This window comes from Bifidobacterium sp. M0404 (genome assembly GCF_016101415.1).
Classification (GTDB): domain Bacteria; phylum Actinomycetota; class Actinomycetes; order Actinomycetales; family Bifidobacteriaceae; genus Bombiscardovia; species Bombiscardovia polysaccharolytica.
In genome coordinates, this window is sequence record NZ_JACFQP010000002.1 from 380,710 (window position 1) to 401,542 (window position 20,833).

The following is a 20,833-nucleotide window of genomic DNA, read 5'->3' on the forward strand; positions in this document are numbered from 1 at the left end:
CAAGAACAGAAATAAGGAGTGATCATGGCAGAAATGACCATTGATCCCGCCGTGGTGCGCAAGGCGCTCGACCAGTTCGTCGAGTCCTACAAGCCGACGGACACCCCCACCCAGGAGGTGGGCTACGTCCGTACGGCCGGTGATGGCATTGCGCATGTGGAGGGACTGCCTGGTTGCATGGCCAACGAGTTGCTGACCTTCGAGGACGGCACGCTGGGTTTGGCCTTCAACCTGGATGCCCGAGAGATCGGCGTGGTCATCCTGGGCGACTTCGCAGGCGTCGAAGAGGGCCAGGAAGTCCACAGGACCGGCGAGGTGCTTTCAGTGCCCGTCGGCGACGGCTATCTGGGACGTACCGTCAATCCCCTGGGCGAGCCCATTGACGGCCTGGGCGAAATCAAAAGCGAGGGCCGCAGAATTTTGGAGGCTCAGGCCCCCGACGTCATGCACCGGCATCCCGTCGACGAGCCCTTGGCAACCGGCATCAAGGCCATCGACGCCATGACACCCATCGGACGCGGCCAGCGTCAGCTGATTATCGGCGACCGGCAGACCGGCAAGACGGCCATCGCCATCGACACCATCATCAACCAGAAGCGCAACTGGGAGTCCGGAGACCCCAAGAAACAGGTGCGGTGCATCTATGTGGCCATCGGTCAGAAGGGCACCACCATCGCTTCGGTCCGTTCCTCTCTGGAAGAGGCCGGCGCTATGGAGTACACCACCATCGTGGCCTCCCCGGCTTCCGACTCTGCAGGTTTCAAGTACATAGCCCCCTACACCGGTTCGGCCATCGGCCAGCACTGGATGTACGGCGGCAAGCACGTCCTGATTGTCTTTGACGACCTGAGCAAGCAGGCCGAGGCCTACCGGTCCATCTCCCTGTTGCTGCGTCGTCCGCCGGGGCGTGAGGCTTATCCTGGTGATGTCTTCTACCTGCATTCGCGTCTGCTGGAGCGTTGCGCCAAGCTCTCCGATGACCTGGGCGGCGGATCCATGACCGGTCTGCCCATCATTGAGACCAAGGCCAACGACGTCTCGGCCTACATTCCGACCAACGTGATCTCCATCACCGACGGCCAGATCTTCCTGCAGTCCGATCTGTTCAACGCCAACCAGCGTCCCGCCGTGGACGTGGGCATCTCCGTCTCCCGCGTGGGCGGCGCCGCACAGACCAAGGCTCTGAAGAAGGTCTCCTCGACTCTGAAGATTTCCCTGGCCCAGTACCGCTCTCTGCAGTCCTTCGCCATGTTTGCCTCGGATCTGGATGCAGCCTCCAAGGCCCAGCTGACCCGAGGCGCCAGGCTGACCGAGCTGCTCAAGCAGCCCCAGTTCACGCCTTACTCCATGGAGAAGCAGGTCGTCTCGGTCTGGGTGGGGACCCATGGCAAGCTGGATGATTTGGACCTGGAGGACGTGCTGCCCTTCGAGTCCGGGCTCCTGGACTACCTGGACCACAACACCGACATTCTCAAGACCATCCGCGACACGGAGGACTTCACCGACGATACCGAAAAGGCCCTGGACAAGGCTGTGGATGAGTTCGCCAAGACCTTCGTGACCCACAAGGGTCAGACTCTGGACGGCCACAAGGCCGATCAGGATCAGGAGCAGCCCGTGGCCGTCCAGCAGGAGAAGCTGGTGGCCGACGGCAAGAGCGGCAGCAAGGCTGGGAAGCGGTAGACCATGGCCTCACAACTCGCATTCAAGTCAAGGATCGCCTCCACTTCAGCATTGGAGAAGATCTTCAATGCCCAGGAGATGATAGCCTCCTCGCATATCGCCAAGGCCAGGACCGTGGCCATGGAAGCGAAGCCTTACTCCGATGCGATCTTCGATGCAGTCCAAGCCCTGGTGGCCCACACGGACGATATCCGTCACCCCATTGTCAGGAAGGACGAGAAGAACCCGCGCGTAGCTGTGCTGGCTTTGACGGCCGACCGTGGCATGGCCGGGGCCTATACCTCCTCGGTCATCCGCGAGACGGAGTCTCTGCTGGCCCGACTGGACCAGCAGGGCCGACAGCCTCAGCTCTTCGTCTACGGTCGTCGCGGCGTCTCTTACTACCGCTACCGCAACCGCAGCATCGCCAAGACCTGGGAGGGCAACAGCGATCGGCCCGGTGTGGATGTGGCCAGGGAGATCTCCCAGGCGCTGCTGGAAACCTACATGACTCCAGCGGCCAAGGGCGGCGTCTCCGAGCTCTACATCGTCTTCACTGAATTCATCAACATGGTGGTGCAGGAGGTTCGGGTGCTGCGCATGTTGCCCCTTGAGCTGATCAGGCCTGACCAGGAGCAGCCTGAGGAGGCTATCGATGCCCCCGTGCCGGACGACGAGCATGGACGCCAGGGCGACCGCTATGCGGCCCTTTATGACTTCGAGCCCAGCGCCCAGGAGGTGCTGGATGCCGTTTTACCCAAGTACATTCAGTCGCGCATCCATGAATGTCTGCTCACTTCGGCCGCCTCGGAGACCGCCAGCAGGCAGAACGCCATGCACACCGCCACTGATAACGCCAAGGGGCTGATCGACGACCTGACCCGCAAGCTCAATGCCACCCGTCAGGCGGCCATCACGCAGGAACTTACCGAGATCGTCGGCAGCGCCGATGCGCTCAACAAAGAGGAAGAGTAGGAACGCCAATGGTTGCACAGCAAGAACAGCCGACCACAGCGAGCCGCAAGCCGGATTCGGCCTCCAAGGGGCGTGTCACCCGAGTCCAGGGTTCGGTCATCGATGTGGAGTTCCCGGCAGGTCACCTGCCGGACATCTACAATGCCCTGACTGTGAATCTGAGCAAGTCCTCGAACACCGAGGGCGAGTCACTGACCACCATCATGCTGGAGGTGGAGCAGCACCTGGGCGATTCCACGGTTCGCACCGTGGCCCTGAAGCCCACCGACGGCCTGGTCCGCGGCGCCACCGTAACCGACACGGGCGGACCCATCACGGTGCCCGTGGGCGACGTGACCAAGGGGCACGTCTTTGATGTGGCCGGCAACATCCTTAACAAGAAGGAGGGTGAGCAGATCAAGGTCACCGAGCGGTGGCCCATTCATCGCAACCCGCCTGCATTCGATCAGCTGGAATCCAAGACCCAGATGTTCGAAACCGGCATCAAAGTCATCGACCTGCTGACCCCCTACGTGGAGGGTGGCAAGATCGGCCTGTTCGGCGGTGCAGGCGTGGGCAAGACCGTGCTCATCCAGGAGATGATCCAGCGCGTGGCGCAGAACCACGGCGGTGTCTCCGTCTTCGCAGGTGTTGGCGAGCGTACCCGTGAGGGCAACGATCTGATCGGCGAGATGGACGAGGCCGGCGTGCTGGAGAAGACCGCACTGGTCTTCGGACAGATGGATGAGCCCCCAGGGACCCGTCTGCGCGTGCCTCTGACCGCCCTGACCATGTCGGAGTACTTCCGCGACGTGGAGAATCAGGATGTGCTGCTCTTCATCGACAACATTTTCCGCTTCACCCAGGCCGGCTCCGAGGTCTCCACCCTGCTGGGCCGCATGCCCTCGGCCGTGGGCTACCAGCCCAATCTGGCCGATGAGATGGGCGCCCTGCAGGAGAGGATCACCTCCACACGTGGCCATTCCATCACCTCCCTGCAGGCCATCTACGTGCCGGCCGATGATTACACTGACCCGGCCCCGGCCACCACTTTCGCCCACTTGGACGCCACCACCGAGCTCAGCCGTGACATCGCCTCCCAGGGCATCTACCCGGCTGTGGACCCGCTGGCATCCACCTCCAGGATTCTGGACCCGCGCTATGTGGGACAGGCCCACTACGACTGCGCCAACCGGGTCAAGGCCATCCTGCAGAGGAACAAGGAGCTTCAGGACATCATCGCTCTGATCGGCATCGACGAGCTGGGCGAGGAAGACAAGACCACCGTCAATCGCGCCCGCAAGATCGAGCAGTTCCTGGGCCAGAACTTCTATGTGGCCGAAAAGTTCACCGGCCGCAAGGGTTCCTACGTGCCTGCGGACGAGACCATCGAGGCCTTCACCCGGATCTGTGACGGCGCCTACGACGACGTGCCCGAGCAGGCATTCTCCGGCATCGGCGGCATCGACGACCTTGAACACAAGTGGCACGATATGCAGAAGGAATACCGGTAGTCATGGCGGACACGGGCAAGGCCTCCATGCAGGTCAACATCGTCTCGGCAGACAGGCCCATCTGGTCGGGCCAGGCGCGGTCGGTCACCGTGCCCGGCACCCAGGGGTCCATGGGCATCATGCCTGACCACGAGCCGGTGCTGGCCCTGCTGCAGGAGGGCAACATCCGGGTTCAGGCCACCGATGGCGGTCGTCAGTCCTTCCATGTGGACAGCGGATTCGCCTCCTTCGACAGCAACAAGCTGACTGTGGCCGTGGACCACTACCTGGAGGACGCTGATCAGGGCCAAAAGTCCTGACTTCCTTCCTTTTATACCCGGCTGGTGCACTTGCATCGGCCGGGCTTTTCTTTTCCGCCCGGAGCAGCGACTGATATATTGGCACCTGTGCGAATCATTGTTGCCGACTGCTCCGCCGAATACTCCGGGCGTCTCAATGCCAGCCTGCCGCCGGCCAGACGCGTCCTGTTGATCAAGGCCGACATGAGCTGCCTGATTTTCTCGGAGCTGGGCTCCTACAAGCCCCTGAACTGGATGTGCGCCCCCTGCACCATCAGGGAGATCGAACCCGAGGAGGCGAGCCAGGACGGCGCGGGCGTCAAGGCTGATTCCGTGACTGGAAGCGGGTCGGAGGAGGTGGCTGAAGCAGCCGCGCCCGATGCGCTGATTGCCCAGGAGCAGGATCAGGACCAGACTCGGCCCGTACGCAAGGTTCTGCGCGTTTCAGCCGTGAAGTCCAGTGATGTGCTCACCATCAGGCTCTACCAGGTGTATGCCGACGACAGCTATGACCTAGGGACGGATCCGGGATTGGTCAAGGATGGCGTGGAAGCGCATCTGCAGCGTTATCTGGCCGAACAGATCGACCGCATCGGCCCAGGAGCCACTCTGGTGCGCCGGGAGTATCCCACGCCCATCGGCCCGGTGGACATCATGGCCGTCGACGGCCAGGGGCGGCATGTGGCCATTGAGATCAAGCGGCACGGCGGCATTGACGGGGTAGAGCAGCTGACCCGCTACTGTCGTCTGCTCAACCGCGACCCTCTGCTGGCCCCTGTCCGCGGGATCTTCGCGGCCCAGACCATCACCCCCCAGGCCAGGGTCCTTGCTGAGGACAGGGGATTCGAATGCCTGATTCTGGACTACGAGGCCATGAAGGGCGCCGATAGCGACGAACTGACCCTCTTCTGAGGCAGTTTTCGGTCTTAAACAACATGTATGTAAGATAGCTCACATATATTCTCGCTTAGATCTGCAGGACTTGAAAGGCTACTAGATATTGGGGTTTATGGCCTGACACGCCACTACAGGTGGTATTGTGCCAGCGCCTGGGAGTGTGTAGAGTGCAATCATTAGGTTCCGAGCAGAGGGCTATAGAGCTTGGAACACCACGGCTACATTTAAGGGAGAGGCGATCATGTCCATCACGGTCTACACCAAGGCGCACTGTCCCCAGTGTGATGCCACCAAGCGTCAGTTGACCAAGCAGGGGCTGGAGTTCGAGCAGGTGGATTTGACCGAGGATCAGACCTTGATTGACCAGTTCATCGCCCAGGGATTCAAGCAGACCCCTATCGTAGTCACTGACCAGGAGACGTGGAGCGGGTATCGCCCCGATCTGATCAGGAAGATAGCACAGAGCGCCAAGGTCTTTGCCTGATCAAAGCACTCGGAGCCCGGTTCACGAATATGTGGACCGGGCTTTTTTGATAGTTTGGCGAGCAGTCGGGGCAATGAAAATCACCTTGTATGCCTACTTGGTTAGTAGGTGTTGGGTAGGCGAGTAATTGGCTGATTATTGTTCTGCAAGTGCTTAATGAGTTGGCCTTGTTTGATTTGGCACTGTTCGGTTGATAGGTATTGCAATGACAGAGCGATCATCTGTCGTCTGTGGAGTGTACCGGTCGATCAGCCTTTGCGGGCTAAGGCCATCTCATTCCTGCCGTTCGGCTGCGGCATGGATACGAATCACCGTTCAGGTTGCTGTGAGAGCGGATGATAACGCGGTATCCGGTATTCGTATATCGAAAAGCAAAGGAAAACGGTTCGTCTTCTCTAGGATTGGCGACTATATGCCGCAGTCGGCGGGAAGCGAGCGGAAAGCAGTGAAGAGGAGACCATGAACAGGACTCAAGCAAGTAGGGGGGTGAGGGCATGAATTGGACTTTCATGGCGCAGAATCTGCACTTTTTCGTCAATGCAGCCTATGTAACGGTCTTCATCTCCTTCTTTGGCGTGGTGTTTTCCATGCTGATCGGGCTGGTCTGCGCCGGGCTGGAGGTCTTCAGGGTCCCTCTGCTCTCGCAGGTGGCCAGGATATACATCGAACTGTCGAGAAACACCCCGCTCCTGGTTCAGCTCTACTTCCTCTACTTCGGGTTGCCCAAGCTCGGGGTCAATTGGAGCGCCCAGACCTGCGCCATCGTCGGGCTGGCCTTCCTGGGCGGCTCCTATATGGCCGAAGCCATGCGTGGGGGACTGGAGGCGGTGCCTCGAGTGCAGATCGAGTCAGCCCGCGTTCTGGGATTCACCCGAGGCCAGACCCTGTCCAGGATCGTGCTGCCTCAGGCCTTGAGCAGCGCCATACCGGGCGTGGTGGCCAACATCATCTTCCTAATCAAGGAATCATCGGTGGTCTCGGCCATCGCTTTGGCCGATGTCATGTATGTCACCAAGGATCTGATGGGTACCTCATACGACACCTACGAGTCGTTGACCCTGCTTATCGTCACCTATCTGGTCATACTGCTGCCTATCTCCGTCATCGGAACAATTCTTGAGCGGAGGTTCGACTATGCACGGCGTTGAGGTGCTCTTCCAGCCAGGGGTCATGCCCAGGCTCTTCCAGGGGCTCTGGGTGACCGTTTGGATAGCCGGCGTCTCGGTTCTACTCTCCCTGCCCTTGGGGTTGGTGGTCGGATGGCTGATGACCCTGCGCAACCCCCTGATTCGCTTCCTGATGAGGGTCTATCTGGACTTCATCCGCATCATGCCCCAGCTGGCCCTGCTCTTCATCGCCTTCTATGGGCTGTCCAGGGCATGGAACCTGAATCTTGACGCCACCGGTGCCTGCCTGCTGGTCTTTGTGCTTTGGGGCGGGGCCGAGCTGGGCGATCTGGTCCGCGGGGCCCTGGAGTCCATTCCCCGTACCCAGGTGGAGTCGGCCTACGTGCTGGGACTGGGGTCCTGGCAGACCTTCTCTAGGATCATCCTTCCGCAGGCCCTGCGCCGACTGTTGCCGGCAAGTGTCAACCTGGCCACCAGGATCGTCAAGACCACCTCTCTGGCTGCCCTGCTGGGCGTCATTGAGGTCATCAAGGTCGGCCAGCAGATCATCGATGCCAACCGATTCGCTTATCCTCAAGCGACCTTGTGGATTTACGGGGTGATCTTCTTCATGTATTTCTTCATCTGCTGGCCCCTGTCTCTGGCAGCCCGGCATCTGGAAAAGAGGTGGGCCCATGACTGAGGGGCAAACGACGGCGAACCAGCCACAGGATGGCCAGGAGGAACGGGCGGTGCTGACCGTGGAGCATCTGGTCAAGCAGTATCCGCAGGCGCAGAGCCCTGTGCTCAATGACATCTCATTCCAGGTGCCCAAGGGGAAGGTCTTTGTTGTCCTGGGCCCCTCGGGCTCGGGCAAGTCCACCCTGTTGCGGACCATAGCCGGACTGGAGCCCATACAGGGCGGCCGTATACTTCTGGACAATCAGGTGGTGGAGACCGGTCATCCCCTGGGCAAGCACGGCGGAGGTCCTGGCGGCCTTATGTCGGGCAGTCGCAGCTCCGACTTGCGTACCAGGATCGGCATGGTCTTTCAGAGCTACGATCTTTTTCCCAATAGGACCGTTCTGGATAACGTGACCTTGGCGCCCGTCTTGGTCCAGAAGCGCAAGCGGGACCAGGCACGTCAGGAGGCTCTGGAATTGCTGGACCGGGTAGGTCTGGCCGACCGCCGGGATGCCTGGCCCAGCCAGCTTTCGGGCGGCCAGCGGCAGAGGGTGGCCATCTGCCGGGCGCTGATTCTCCATCCCGAGATCATGCTCTTCGATGAGGTGACGGCTGCTCTGGATCCGGAGATGGTACGCGAGGTCCTCCAGGTCATTCTGGAACTGGCCGACCAGGGGCTGACCATGATGATCGTCACCCACGAGATGGCTTTCGCCAGGGGCATCGCCGACCACATCGTCCTCCTGGATGGAGGCTCACTGGTTGAACAGTCCGACGATCCGGAGGCCTTCTTCACTCACCCGGCCAGTGACCGGGCGCAACGCTTCCTGTCCACCTTCACCTATGAGCGCAGGCGGGATCAGGACCAGGATCAGGAGTTCTGATGAGGACTTCGCATATTCGTCCGGTGGTATTCGCCGGAACCGCCTCCAGGGGCGGCCATAGGAAAGATAAGAGGAAAAGAGGGATCATGACCGCAAGGGTAGTGAACCGATTGATACGGGCGACGCTGGCCACGGGGGCGACGATCGCGATGATGGCTTCCATGGCGGCCTGCGGCCCTTCGGCGGCCGCCCCCAGTGACGCTGGAAGCGGCTCAGCAAGCAGCTCCGGCTCCTCAGCAGCATCCGGGTCTGCACGCACCCCGGAGCAGATCACCAAGTCCGGAAAACTCAAGGTGGCGGTCTTCACTGACAAGGCCCCCTTCGGCTACGTGGACAAGGACGGCAAGAACCAGGGCTACGATGTGGTCCTGGCCGAGCGCCTGGCCAAGGATCTGGGCGTCAAGCCCGAATACACCTCGGTGGACCCGGCCGCCCGTGTGGATGTGCTGTCCAGCAACAAGGTGGACGTGGTTCTGGCCAACTTCACCGTCACCGATGATCGCGCTCGCAAGGTGGACTTCGCCAAGCCTTATATGAAGGTCTTCCTGGGCGTGGTCTCCCCGGATTCGGCGCCGATCAAAGATGTCAAAGAGTTGAACGGCAAGACTCTGATCATCGCCAAGGGGACCACGGCTGAGCCCTACTTCGAGCAGCACTACCCGGAAGTCAAGCTGCAGAAGTACGACCAGTACGCCGATGCCTACAACGCTCTGCTGGACCACCGTGGCGACGCCATGAGCACGGACAACACCGAGGTGCTGGCCTGGGCCAAGGCCAACAAGGGATTCTCGGTGGGCATCACCAAGCTTGGGGATGAGGCTGTCATCGCCCCGGCCGTGCGCAAGGGAAACAAGCCTTTGCTGGACTACATCAACAAAGAGCTGGTCAAACTGGGCCAGGAGCGGTTCTTCCATGAGGACTACCGCAAGACTCTGGAGCCGGTCTATGGAAGTGAGGCCAACCCCGACGAGATTGTGGTCGAGGGCGGCAAGGACTGACCTGGCCGTCTGGCTTATGACAGGGCCCGCACCCATCCGAATGCGACTGGATGGGTGCGGGCCCTGTCATCTGACTCGATAGATTGCCGAATCAGTAGGCGGCCAGGATGTCAACCACAAAGATCAGGGTTGAATTGGCCGGGATGCTTTGCTGTTTCTGGCTGCCGTAGCCCAGGTCGGGCGGAATGACCAGAAGAACCTGAGAGCCCACGGTCTGGCCTGCCAGACCCTGCTGCCAGCCCTTGACCACTTGGTCCAGGCTGAAATCGCTGGGCTGTCCCCGGTCCCAGGAGGAGTCGAACTGCTTGCCGTTGGAGGCCAGCCAGCCGGTGTAGTTGGCGCTGACGCTCTGATGCTGGCCGACCTTGGCCCCCTTGCCCTTGATCAGGGGCTGGACGACCAATCCTGCCTCGGGCTTGTATCCGTTGAGATCCAGGGAGGGCTTGCCCTTGTCATCCAGGCTGATCTTGGGCAGGTCGCTGGGCAGATCGGTCACCTTCTGGCCCTGGGCGCGGGTCAAGTTCTTGGACCGGGAGACGAAGGTCAGGGCCATGATATAGGAGTCGGTCGCCTGGCTGCTGCCGGAGCCTGACTCATCGATGCCCACGGCCACGGTGGAGTTGACCTTGAGGCCCTTGAAGGTGTCGTAGTATGCCGGGATGGATTTCTTGCTGATGACGATCGAGCACTCCGGACTGCTCTTGTCCCAGGTGGAGTTGAGCACCTTGCCGGTCTTGGCATCCAGGGCCAGGCTCCTTGTGCATACACGATCCCCGTCGCGGATGACCTCGCCGTTGCCCTCCTGGATGACCTGATGAGCCTGGTTCTCGACCTTGAAGGGGGTCTTGAAGCTGATGTCGGGCTTGCTGCCAAGTTTGCCACTGGCTGATACGCCCTGCATGGTGTCGCCCGCGTGCGCGTCCCCGTCAGATTTCCCGCTGCAGGCTGACAGCCCAAGACATAGGGCCAGAGCCGTCATGGCGCCCAGCAGACGCTTGCTGCCTGATTTCCTTGCGATGATGGTCATAGAAGAACAGTTTAGGGCTTATGGGTGATTTCCCTGTGCTTGGAACCAGATCATAGGGAGCCGACGGTAGAATGTCGATAATATGGAGCGAGTACCCGAGGAAAAAGATGAGATGACGCGGCCTGAAAAGCCTTCGCGTCATAGCACGATCATGCGCGGCATCGTCACCCCCATCTTCGGACTGCTGGCTGTAACGGCCATTGTGCTGGGTATTTTCAACGCCACGGTCTGGAAGCCTTCGGCTCATGTGGATGCGCATGCGCGTACGAAGGCAGCCTATGTGGTGACCGATCCAGGCGTGCTTCCCCTGGTGGACAGCAAAGTGACCATGCGAGTGGATGTAACATCGAATGGAACTGCCGCGTCCGCAGATTCGAATTCACAGAAGCCTACCGTCTGTATGGCCCTGACCACGGCCAAGGATGCAGCTGGTTGGACGGCCGGGCAAGATGTGGCACGTGTGAGAGGTTTGGATGATTGGCACACCCTGTCCGTCGGCAGGGACACCAGCCCCGGCAAGGCCGTCAAAAGTAATCAGGGCGTGGCTTTTCAGGATTCGGACATGTGGAAACAGGTCACCTGCTCCGACAACGACGTGTCCATGTCCCTGAAGACCGACGACCCGCAGGCCGTCCTGCTGGTGGCGGTTCCTCAGGGTTCCCATTCCCTGGGTCTGGAAATGCTCTGGCAGCGGGACAGGCTGCCCAACTTCGCCATGCCCTTCTATTTTGCCGGCGGGCTGCTGGCCCTGCTGGCCGTTCTTTCAGCAACAGTCTTCGCTATGGATCCGGTCAAGCGCCGCAAGCAGACCGAACCTGAACAAGAGGCTGAAGAGACTCCCGAGGTCAGTGTGGCTCAGGCCCTGGGCAGCGCCATTCTGCCTGGTCTCGGAAATCGGCATAGCTCGGTTTCAGGCCGACGCCTGCGTCACGCTCGCGGACAGGCGCGGCAGGGGGATCCAGGACCCCCGCCCAGGCCACCCGTGGTGATTGATCCGCGCAATCGGAACCTGGTCGCTGACCAACAGGAGGATGGCGACGGCCGTACCGTCAGCGGCGATCGGGGAGCCGATGATATGTCGGCCACTAGGGTCATCAGCAGCCAGGAGATGGCCTCCTACCTGGCCAGGCTTGCCCACGAGGGGGAGGAGGAGCGCCAATGAGTATGAACAAACCGATGAACAGGGTAGGGGTTGCAGCGGCGCTGGCCTTGTCCCTGGGCCTTCTGCCGGGGCTGTCTGCCTGTGAGGGGCAGGTTCCCCAGGCTCGCCGGACCGAGCCTCAGAGCACTGCAACCACTGCTCCTGCGCCCAACCTGACCCCGGCCCAGGAGGCCCGCATCCGCAAGAGCATCGGGGCTGTTCTGGACCAGGCCAACGAGGCCAGGGACCCGGCCGGGTTGGACCGGCGAGTCAGCGGACCCCAGCTGGAGATCCGCACCAGCGAGCTGACCATAGCCCGGGCCACCGGGCAGCTGGATCCCAAGACGACCATTCCCACCACCATCGCCCAGACAGTCATTCCCGGCGATCCGGGGTGGCCACGTTCGGTCTTCTCGATTACCACCACCACGCAGGATCAGCAGTCCAAGCGCCTCTTGGTTCTGGATCAGGAGTCCGCCCATGAGAACTATAAGCTCTGGGGTGTGGCACGGCTCTTCCAAGGAGCCCAGCTGCCCAAGTTCCCGGTGGCCACCATCGGTGCCAGGATGGGGCAGGGCGACGATCAGGGTCTCAAGGCCACGCCGGTGGAGGCCGTGCGCCGCTATGCCGACCTCCTGCAGAATCCCCAGGGCAGCAAATATGCCAAGGAGTTCGCCCAGGATGACTTCCGCAACTCTCTGGGTACGCTGACTCAGGTGGTTCAGCAGGGAATCGAAGCCAACAAGGGCAGCCAGTCGCAGATCTTCACCCCGGCACAGGGGCAGCTGCGGGTCATGCACTCTTCCGATGGGGGCGACCTGGTCGTGGCCCGGATTGATTCGGTCTGGACCAGGCAGGCGGGTGAGGGCCGCGAGTCCTCGCCCGCCTCGGATGCCGAGAAGGCCCTCTTTGGACAGGGCAAGCCCACCAGCACTATGAAGGTCACCTATGTCAACGTGATCGCCCTCTACGTGCCCTCGGCGGATTCGCACGAGCCCATCAGGGCCGTGGGCGCCGAGCGCGAGCCCATCAAGGTGGAAGCGGTCTGAACGGCGGGATTGCGCTAGGTGAAAGCCCGGACTTTAGACTAGATTGGCTTCCAGGAGTTTGCATTCGAAGGCGGACCGAAGCTGCAGTCGGCGGCCGCCAGGTTAAGGAGGACTGACATGGCGAACAAAAACGGGCAGGGGCAGCCGGGCGTCTCGCTGGCAGGAGCAGTCGACCTGGGCGCGCTCAAGCACCAGGTTGACGCCGAGCCAGGCCAGCAGGGAGGGGCGCCTGCTGCCGGCGGCTATGTTATCGATACAACCGAGGCCAGTTTCCAGGCCATGGTTCAGACCTCTGCCACCTTCCCCATTCTGATTCTGCTCTGGGTGCCCACCGATGACCGCCTCTTCCCCCTGGCCACACGCCTGGCCCAGGCCGTCAACGCCCTGGAGGGGCGCATTCAGCTCTCCCGTATCGACATCGCGACCAATCCGCAGATCGCCCAGACCTTCCAGGTGCAGGATGCCCCGGCCCTCTTTGCCCTGTTGGCCGGCAGGCCCATGCCCATCCTGCAAGGACTGCCCACCGATGAGGAAATGAACCAGATCACCGATCAGCTCATCCCACAGGTGGTCCAGATGGCGCAGAAGACCGGTATCACTGGCAGCGCCCCCTACCAGGAGACCAACGACCAGGGGCAGGACGAGCAGGCTGGACAAGCAGCGGCTGATGCCATCCCGCCTGCCCATCAGGAGGCCCACCGACTGGCCCAAGAGGGCGACTATGCAGCTGCAGCCGAGGCTTATGACAAGCTGGTTCAGGCCGACTCGACCGACGACCTGGCCAAGCGTGAACAGGCCAAGTGCCTACTTATGGCCCGGTCGGCCCAGGCCGATGTCCGTAAGGTCCGTCAGGCGGCTGCAGATGCCCCTGACGACCTGCAGGCCCAGTTGGATGTGGCCGATGTGGACATGATCGGCGGCCAGATCCAGGATGCCTTTGATCGCCTGCTGGACTTTCTGGCCGGGCACCGGGATCAGACCGATCCCATCCGTCGCCGTCTGCTGGAGTACTTCGTTATTCCTGAACCGACCGATCCTCGGCTGGCCAAGGCCCGTCGCCGTTTGTCCACGCTGATGTACTGATTTAGGTTGCCGCGTACCGGCCTGAACCGGTCCTGGGTCAGGACTCGCGGTTCCCGTCGAAGTTGGTCAGGAAGCGCGGTCCGTTGGCCTTCAACTCCCGGTCGAAGTCGGTTGCCCAGTCGCCAAATGGGTGGTCAGCCAGCCCGTCGTTGGAGAACCGCGGGTCGTCGGTGATCTCCGTGGCACAGAAGTCGGGGATGGTCAGGTCGGTCACCGGGCCGGTCCGCTCCACCTCGGCCACCACCAGGGGAGTGTTGCCGTCTCCGAAGACATCCAGGTTCCACCAGTCCTCGTCCAGCCAGACCCCATACCGGTTCTTGACGATGGGAATGCCGCCGCGCAGAATCAGTTCCAGGGCGATTCCCGGATCGATGGCCCGTTCGGCCTCGTAGCGGGTGCCGCCGACGGAGGGCCCCTTGGCCGTCATTGAGGCAGCGTCGAAGTGGTCGCCTTCCTCAAGCAGAGTGTGGAGGGCATCGGTCCGGGCCGTCATGGGCACCACCGGATCCACCTGGCCCTGCAGACGCACACGAAGGGCGAAGTTGTCCTCATGCACGTAGTAGCTCTGCACAATCAGGGTCGGTCGGCTCTCCCCGAGCAGCTCCCGAGGAAGGTCCCGGCAAAAGAATCTACGCTCGAACTCGAAATCGTCCTCGTCCTCATTCATGGCCATGCTTCCCATGGTACGGTAGGCGGGTTGCGGCCACCATTTGCTGTCCATGGCCGTTTCAAAGTCCAGGTATGTGAAGGCGGCTTGTGATGGCCGGGTGAAGGAACTACAGTATAAATTATCCCGAGAGAAGATCATCCGGGAATGTTGGCGGCTTCGCGCCACCGCATGAGGATGCAATGGCGCAACCGGGGCGGTGGCACGAGGCCTTGCCATCACGATACCTACGAAACGCCTGGAATCTTGCGGCAACACGCCGAGAGTGGCTGGAGCCGGACCGACACGTCAGGACGCGCATGGGTGCGAAAATGCGCAAAGTGTCCTAGTATGGTCTCTGTTGTCCACTGGAAGGTGGCTGTCGGGTTCGTAGCTCAGCGGATAGAGCGTCTGTCTCCGGAACAGAAGGTCGAGGGTTCGAATCCCTTCGAGCCCACCAAGATACAATCCCTGTAGTCAGGAAGATTGCTAGGGTTTTTCTTCAGACGATGTCTTCTGCCATGATATCTGAGATTACGGCATCCACTTGATGGGATAAGCGCACCCATGTGTCACGATATGTGTGGTGAATCACTAAGCTTTTGAGGAACATGGCCCTTGGCCCGCTTGTGTCCTCGTTCTCAGGTGCCATAGTGAAAGAGTAAGACCGAACGTCGGGGAGGACTGACGCTTCCGCGTTGTGGCGGAGCATCCTTTCCCCGGTGAAGCAAAGGAGTTCACATGGCCAATCGAATCAATGCAGGGGATGCTGTCCTTCACGTCCTGGAGCAGTGGGGGGTGCCGCGCATCTATGGCCTGCCCGGCGGTTCCTTCGACTCTATGATGAACGCCATCCACAACGAACGCGAGCGCATCGACTTCATCCAGGTCCGTCATGAGGAGGCCGGAGCCCTGGCTGCTGCCGGAGAGGCCAAGCTGACTGGCCGGATTGGTGTCTGCTTCGGCTCGTCTGGCCCTGGTGCGGTCCATCTGCTCAACGGCCTCTATGATGCCCGTGAGGACGGCGTACCGGTGCTGGCCCTGGTGGGCGAGGTGCCCCAGGCCTTTATGAACATGGACTTCTTCCAGGCCATGGATGAGGTGCCTATCTTTACCGATGTGGCCGTATTCGCCCGGGCTGCCACCAACGCCCAAGGTCTGCCGGCCCTGGTGGACGAGGCCATCCGCCGCGCCTATGCCAGCCATGGGGTCTCCGTGGTGATCATCCCCAAGGATCTGGCCTGGGCCGAGATCGACGACCGCCCGGTGGCATCTGCGCCTAACTTCCGCAAGCCGGAGCCGCTGAAGCCTGCGGCCGACCAGGTCAGCAAGGCGGTTGAGATCATTCAGTCCGCCAAGGCGCCGCTGCTCTACTTCGGCCAGGGTGCTGCCGGGGCCCGCGATGAACTGGTCGCCATGTCCGAGCGTTTCAAGATGCCCATGGTGTCCACATTCCCGGCCAAGGGGATTGTGGAGGACACCTATCCTGCCTACCTGCAGTCGGCCGGCCGTGTGGCCACCAAGACCGCCACGGAGGCCATCTACACTTCGGATCTAACGGTCTGGGTGGGTTCGGACAACCCCTTCGGGTCCATGTTCGTCACTCCCAACACCAAGGTCATCCAGATCGACCTGAATCCGGTCAAGCTGGGCAAGCGCTTCCAGGCCAATGTGGTCCTGGCCATCCAGGCCGATGCCCGCGAGGCCCTCAAGGCGATAACCGCCGCCGGCCAGGACCAGGAGGAATCCGTCTTCTACAGGGCCTGCCTGCGTAGCAAGGAGAACTGGGACCAGTGGCTGGCCTCCTTCAACGAAGACACCCGCACGCCCCTGAGACCCGAGCCCGTCTACCACATCATCGATCAGCAGCTTGAGGACAATGACATTGTCATCCCCGACGTGGGCAATGTGGACATCGACTTCCTGCGTCTGCTGCATCTGAAGCCCACCAACCGCTGGACAGTCTCCGGCAAGCACGCCACCATGGGCTACGCCGTGCCGGCCGCCTTGGCCGCCAAGCTGGAGCATCCGGAATCGACCGTCTACTCCCTGAGCGGCGACGGCGGATTCGCCATGCTCGGCGAGGAGGTGCTGGCCCAGCTCAAGTACCATGCCCCGGTCATCAACGTGGTCTTCTCCAACCAATCCTTGGGCTACATCGAGGCCGAGCAGCGCGATGACAGCCATCAGCCTCTGAGCGGGGTGGACCTGCCCGATACCGACTGGGCCAAGGTCGGCGAGGGCATGGGTGCCTTGGGCTTCACTGTGCGCACGGTGGCCGACGCGCGCCACGCTTTCTCCGAGGCTCGCAAGGCTGACAGGTCTTCGGTCATCGACATCAAGCTGACAGGAGCCAGCCCTCTGGACACCCGCTACATGCGGTTCCCGGAGACCTGCTCGGATCCGGACCAGGTCGAGAAATTCGTCAAGACCTACGAGGCCGGCGACCTGCGCTCCCTGGCCTACTGGATGGGTCAGGAGGCTCGCAAGGGCTGAGACTGGTACCACTTCTGCCGGGCGGGCACTCCTATAGTGGACGGTGTCCGCCCGGGGCTTCGGCCCGACATGGGTGCGGCGGACCTGAAGAAAGGACGGACTCATGGAAGATGGACCGGAAGAGATCGGCACGCCATATGCGCCTCAGGCTTTGGGGGCTTACAGTCAGGCTGTTAAGGCCGGGGGCTTTGTCTTTGTCTCCGGACAGCTGGGCATCGACCCGGACACCGGCGAGCTGGTGGAGGGCACTGCGGCTGACCAGGCTACCCAGGCTCTGAAGAACGTCAAGAACATCCTGGATGCAGCCGGCACCGGCATGGAAAAGGTGGTTAAGGCCACCATCCTTATGCGGCGTGTGGAGGATTTCACCGAGGTGGATCAGGCCTACTCTCAGGTTTTCATCGGCTCGGTGCGGCCGGCCCGCGTGGCGTTCGGTGGCGCGGACATCCCCAAGGGGGCCCTGGTCGAGATCGAGGTCGTGGCCCTGGCCTGAGACAGGTCGGTTGCTGGTCCCCGCCGTCGCTAGACTTGAGGGCATGAGTCCTGAAGCACTTGCCCGTATCATCTCTTCGACCGCCGTCCAGATGGCCCAGTCGGGCCATCTGGGAAACCTGGAGCCCGACATGGTTCCTGATGCCGACCATCTGGCGGTTATGCGCCCCAAGGACCGCTCCCACGGGGACTGGTCCACCAACATCGCCATGCAGCTGGCCAAGAAGGCTGGCATGAGGCCTGCCGAATTGGGGCAGGCCTTGGCTGAGGCCCTGCGAGAGGCCGATGGGATCGCCCAGGTGGATGTGGCCGGGCCCGGCTTCATCAACATAACCTTGGATTCGGCCTCGGCGGCTGCTGTGGTTGATGCGGTCCTGGATGCGGGATCCGCCTTCGGAAGCAACGATCACCTGAGCGGACGCACGCTCAATTTGGAATTCGTCTCGGCAAACCCTACGGGCCCCATCCATATCGGCGGCACACGCTGGGCGGCTGTGGGCGACTCCATGGCCCGGGTCCTGGAGGCCAACGGTGCCAAGGTGGTCAGGGAGTACTACTTCAACGATCACGGCACGCAGATCGACCGCTTCTCCCGCTCGCTGGTGGCGGCGGCCCATGGTGAGCCCGTGCCTGCTGACGGCTACAAGGGTTCGTATATTGACGAGATTGCCTCGCGGGTAGTCAAAGAAGCCGCCGACCAGGGGCAGGACATCCTGGCTATGCCCAGGGTGCAGGACGAGGACGGCGCCGAAGGTGACAGCCCCCAGCGCGAGGCCTTCCGCACCCGGGCCGTGCCCATGATGTTCGCCGAGATTCAGCAGTCCATGCGTGACTTCCGGGTCAACTTCGATGTCTGGTTCCATGAGAACAGCCTGTATGAGTCCGGCCAGGTGGACCGGGCCATTGATGAGCTGCGGGCCAAGGGCGATATTTTCGAGAAGGACGGGGCTACCTGGTTCCGCTCCACCACCTACGGCGACGACAAGGACCGGGTGATCATCAAGTCCGACGGCCATGCAGCCTATGTGGCGGCCGACATCGCCTACTACCTGAACAAGCGACGCAGGCCCAAGGATCCCTGCGACGAGGCCATCTACATGCTGGGCGCCGACCATCACGGCTACATCGGCCGGATGATGGCCATCTGCGCAGCCTTCGGGGACACCCCAGGCGTGAACATGCAGATCCTGATCGGCCAGATGGTCAATGTCATCAAGGACGGTCAGGCTGTGCGCATGAGCAAGCGGGCAGGCAACGTGGTCACCATTGACGATCTGGTGGATGCCGTGGGCGTGGATGCCGCCCGGTATTCCCTGGCCCGCACTGACTACAACCAGAGCGTGGACATCGACCTGGACCTGCTGGCTTCGCACACCAACGACAACCCCGTCTACTACGTGCAGTACGCGCACGCCCGCTCCAGGAATGTGGATCGAAACGCAGCCCAGGCGGGCATCGACCGGTCCGGTGCCGACCTGTCCCTGTTGGACACCGCTGCCGACAACGATGTTCTGGGCGTCCTGGCCCTCTATCCCAATGTGGTTCAGACTGCAGGCGACCAGAAGGCTCCCCATCGGGTGGCCCACTACTTGGAGCAGCTGGCTGGGGTCTATCACCGCTGGTACAACCTGGAGCGCGTGGTGCCCCTGGAACCCACTGGCCGTAAAGATCTGGACCAGGACGAAGACAGGAATCCACAGCCAGCCCGTGCGTCGGCACGTCTACGGCTCAATGACGCTGTGCAGCAGGTCATCGCCAATGGTCTGGATCTGCTGGGTGTCCAGGCCCCTGACCGTATGTAAGCCTGAAGGTTACCGGGAGGTCGTTAATGGAGACAGGGATGTGCGGGTTGGGGTCCGATGGGTTCTGGCCCGAGGCTCTGCAGCAGGACCATGAGGGCATGCTGAGCATGCACGGGTGCTCTATGGAAGATCTGGCCAAGCGTTACGGCACCCCCATGTATCTGATGGACACCGCGATGATGGCGGAACGGGCCTCGGCCTTCCGCCAGGCGGCTCTGCGAGACCTGGGCGGTGCGACCACCAGGGTCAGTTACGCGGGCAAGGCCTTCCTTAGCAAGGAGACCGTGCGGATCATGCTGCGCCAGGGGTTGGATATTGATACCTGCTCCCTGGGCGAGATGCTGATCGCTCAGGCTGCCGGTGCCCCTGGCCGCCGTCTGGTCCTGCACGGCAACAACAAGTCCGACCAGGAGATCGACCTGGCTGTGAGGGAGGGCTATAGGGCCATCGTTATCGATGCGCCCGACGAGCCTGCCCGAATCGCCGCTGCTGCAAGGGCACAGGGCCGTCGCGCCAAGGTCATGCTCCGGGTGACCGTGGGGGTGCACGCCGGCGGTCACGAGTACATTTCCACCGCACACGAGGATCAGAAGTTTGGCATCCCCCTGCTGCCCCAGGGCACCGACGTGAGTCTGCTGGACCTGGGCGCTGAGCCTGGGTCCTCAGGGCAGGCTGGGGCAGCGACTCCGGCGGCCACGAAGAATGACAGCTCTTCGGCTCCTGGTGATTCTGTGGTCTCCCCGTCGTCTTCGGCACTGTATTCGGTTACCAACGAGCCTGCTGAACCTGCCGATCTTGCCCGGATCAAAGCCATGTCCGCTCTGGCCGACGGACCGGCTATCGCCCTGCTCAAGGAGATTCGTTCCCACGAGCGGGAACTGGAGTTGGTGGGCATCCATACCCATATCGGCTCTCAGATCCATGACTCTTCGGCCTTCATCGAGGCCGCCCGGCGCATGATGCTGCTGCGGCATACCTTCTGGGCCACCGACGGATACCTGATGCCTGAGGTTGATCTGGGGGGCGGCTTCTCCGTGCCCTACACTCCAGATGAGGATCGGATGGACCTGGACGAGACCTTGACCAGCCTGGGGGCTGACATGGTCGCCATCAACCGCCGCCTGGGCATGCCCATGCCGGTCATCGCCTTCGAGCCCGGCCGCTGGATCGTGGCCCCATGCGGCATGAGCCTGTACCGGGTGGGCACCGTCAAGCCCGTTCCCCTGTCTGACGGAAGTGTGCGCACCTACGTTTCGGTTGACGGCGGCATGAGTGACAACATTCGTCCGGCTCTGTATGGGGCCGAGTACACTGCCGTCCTTGCCAACCGACATGGCAGCGTGGACCGGATTCAGGCCCGTGTGGTGGGCAAGCACTGTGAATCTGGGGATATCCTGGTGCAGGATGTGCCTCTGCCTGCGGACATTCGCCGGGGTGATTTGCTTTTGGTACCGGTGACCGGCGCCTACGGACGGACCATGGCCAGCAACTACAACCAGGCTCTGATCCCTCCCGTGGTGGGCCTGGACCAGTCTGGTGCCCAGCTGATGCTACGGCGGCAGACCATGGATGATCTGCTGGCCTTGGACCAGGGATGAGCCTCGCCCTCGGATGGAACCAAGGGGTGTCGGATTGG

19 protein-coding genes and 1 tRNA gene are annotated in these 20,833 nt (G+C 61.8%); 18 read left to right on the top strand and 2 right to left on the bottom strand.

Going from position 1 to position 20,833, the window contains the following annotated elements:
- Positions 1–24: 24 nt before the first annotated feature.
- The 10 genes from atpA to H3T93_RS05820 all read left to right on the top strand — a co-directional run bounded on the left by atpA (position 25) and on the right by H3T93_RS05820 (position 9,461).
- The gene (gene atpA, locus H3T93_RS05775) at positions 25–1,683 is read left to right on the top strand and encodes a F0F1 ATP synthase subunit alpha (RefSeq protein ID WP_046323386.1); all 1,659 of its coding nucleotides are present in this window, start codon (positions 25–27) and stop codon (positions 1,681–1,683) included.
- A 3-nt stretch (positions 1,684–1,686) separates the two neighbouring features.
- Positions 1,687–2,637 carry a F0F1 ATP synthase subunit gamma gene (locus H3T93_RS05780; RefSeq protein ID WP_144178338.1) on the top strand — a complete coding sequence of 317 codons (951 nt, stop codon included), beginning with the start codon at positions 1,687–1,689 and terminating at the stop codon, positions 2,635–2,637.
- 8 nt (positions 2,638–2,645) lie between these two features.
- On the top strand, positions 2,646–4,130 hold the full coding sequence (atpD, locus tag H3T93_RS05785) for a F0F1 ATP synthase subunit beta (RefSeq protein ID WP_144178340.1): 1,485 nt from the start codon (positions 2,646–2,648) through the stop codon (positions 4,128–4,130).
- A 2-nt stretch (positions 4,131–4,132) separates the two neighbouring features.
- Entirely contained in the window at positions 4,133–4,429 is a 297-nt protein-coding gene (locus H3T93_RS05790) for a F0F1 ATP synthase subunit epsilon (protein ID WP_046323383.1), read from the top strand.
- Between the two features lie 87 nt (positions 4,430–4,516).
- Positions 4,517–5,320, top strand: coding sequence for an endonuclease NucS (nucS, locus tag H3T93_RS05795; RefSeq protein ID WP_110425814.1), 804 nt, complete (start codon positions 4,517–4,519; stop codon positions 5,318–5,320).
- Between the two features lie 226 nt (positions 5,321–5,546).
- Entirely contained in the window at positions 5,547–5,789 is a 243-nt protein-coding gene (nrdH, locus tag H3T93_RS05800; RefSeq protein WP_046323381.1) for a glutaredoxin-like protein NrdH, read from the top strand.
- A 494-nt stretch (positions 5,790–6,283) separates the two neighbouring features.
- Positions 6,284–6,937 carry an amino acid ABC transporter permease gene (locus tag H3T93_RS05805; RefSeq protein WP_046323380.1) on the top strand — a complete coding sequence of 218 codons (654 nt, stop codon included), beginning with the start codon at positions 6,284–6,286 and terminating at the stop codon, positions 6,935–6,937.
- The gene (locus H3T93_RS05810) at positions 6,924–7,598 is read left to right on the top strand and encodes an amino acid ABC transporter permease (RefSeq protein WP_121912962.1); all 675 of its coding nucleotides are present in this window, start codon (positions 6,924–6,926) and stop codon (positions 7,596–7,598) included. The genes H3T93_RS05805 and H3T93_RS05810 overlap by 14 nt, the downstream gene beginning before the upstream one ends.
- A complete protein-coding gene (locus tag H3T93_RS05815; RefSeq protein ID WP_232348697.1) occupies positions 7,591–8,463 on the top strand; it encodes an amino acid ABC transporter ATP-binding protein in 873 nt (290 codons plus the stop codon). Before H3T93_RS05810 ends, H3T93_RS05815 begins: the two co-directional genes overlap by 8 nt.
- 86 nt (positions 8,464–8,549) lie before the next feature.
- Entirely contained in the window at positions 8,550–9,461 is a 912-nt protein-coding gene (locus H3T93_RS05820) for a cysteine ABC transporter substrate-binding protein (RefSeq protein WP_046323377.1), read from the top strand.
- Between the two features lie 91 nt (positions 9,462–9,552).
- On the opposite strand, the gene H3T93_RS05825 is transcribed toward H3T93_RS05820, so the two are convergent.
- Positions 9,553–10,488 carry an FKBP-type peptidyl-prolyl cis-trans isomerase gene (locus H3T93_RS05825; RefSeq protein WP_186363983.1) on the bottom strand — a complete coding sequence of 312 codons (936 nt, stop codon included), beginning with the start codon at positions 10,486–10,488 and terminating at the stop codon, positions 9,553–9,555.
- Between the two features lie 112 nt (positions 10,489–10,600).
- On the opposite strand from H3T93_RS05825, the gene H3T93_RS05830 reads away from it, so the two are divergent.
- The 3 genes from H3T93_RS05830 to H3T93_RS05840 all read left to right on the top strand — a co-directional run bounded on the left by H3T93_RS05830 (position 10,601) and on the right by H3T93_RS05840 (position 13,761).
- Complete coding sequence (locus tag H3T93_RS05830) at positions 10,601–11,650, top strand: hypothetical protein (protein ID WP_198208091.1); 1,050 nt, start codon at positions 10,601–10,603, stop codon at positions 11,648–11,650.
- A 2-nt stretch (positions 11,651–11,652) separates the two neighbouring features.
- Positions 11,653–12,678, top strand: a complete 1,026-nt coding sequence (locus H3T93_RS05835) for a hypothetical protein (RefSeq protein WP_144178520.1) — start codon at positions 11,653–11,655, stop codon at positions 12,676–12,678.
- 117 nt (positions 12,679–12,795) lie between these two features.
- The gene (locus H3T93_RS05840; protein WP_144178344.1) at positions 12,796–13,761 is read left to right on the top strand and encodes a co-chaperone YbbN; all 966 of its coding nucleotides are present in this window, start codon (positions 12,796–12,798) and stop codon (positions 13,759–13,761) included.
- 37 nt (positions 13,762–13,798) lie between these two features.
- On the opposite strand, the gene H3T93_RS05845 is transcribed toward H3T93_RS05840, so the two are convergent.
- Positions 13,799–14,428 carry a hypothetical protein gene (locus H3T93_RS05845; protein WP_186363989.1) on the bottom strand — a complete coding sequence of 210 codons (630 nt, stop codon included), beginning with the start codon at positions 14,426–14,428 and terminating at the stop codon, positions 13,799–13,801.
- A 363-nt stretch (positions 14,429–14,791) separates the two neighbouring features.
- Between H3T93_RS05845 and H3T93_RS05850 the strand changes: the two genes are divergently transcribed.
- The 5 genes from H3T93_RS05850 (at position 14,792) to H3T93_RS05870 (ending at position 20,795) form a co-directional block, all read left to right on the top strand.
- Positions 14,792–14,867: transfer RNA gene (locus tag H3T93_RS05850), tRNA-Arg, on the top strand.
- A gap of 281 nt (positions 14,868–15,148) precedes the next feature.
- Positions 15,149–16,903 (top strand): pyruvate oxidase, encoded by a 1,755-nt coding sequence (gene spxB, locus H3T93_RS05855; protein ID WP_110425807.1) that lies wholly within the window; start codon positions 15,149–15,151, stop codon positions 16,901–16,903.
- A 103-nt stretch (positions 16,904–17,006) separates the two neighbouring features.
- Positions 17,007–17,396 carry a Rid family detoxifying hydrolase gene (locus H3T93_RS05860; protein ID WP_046323372.1) on the top strand — a complete coding sequence of 130 codons (390 nt, stop codon included), beginning with the start codon at positions 17,007–17,009 and terminating at the stop codon, positions 17,394–17,396.
- Between the two features lie 43 nt (positions 17,397–17,439).
- The gene (gene argS / locus H3T93_RS05865) at positions 17,440–19,197 is read left to right on the top strand and encodes an arginine--tRNA ligase (protein ID WP_144178348.1); all 1,758 of its coding nucleotides are present in this window, start codon (positions 17,440–17,442) and stop codon (positions 19,195–19,197) included.
- Positions 19,198–19,223: 26 nt separating this feature from the next.
- On the top strand, positions 19,224–20,795 hold the full coding sequence (locus tag H3T93_RS05870) for a diaminopimelate decarboxylase family protein (protein ID WP_144178350.1): 1,572 nt from the start codon (positions 19,224–19,226) through the stop codon (positions 20,793–20,795).
- Positions 20,796–20,833: the final 38 nt, after the last annotated feature.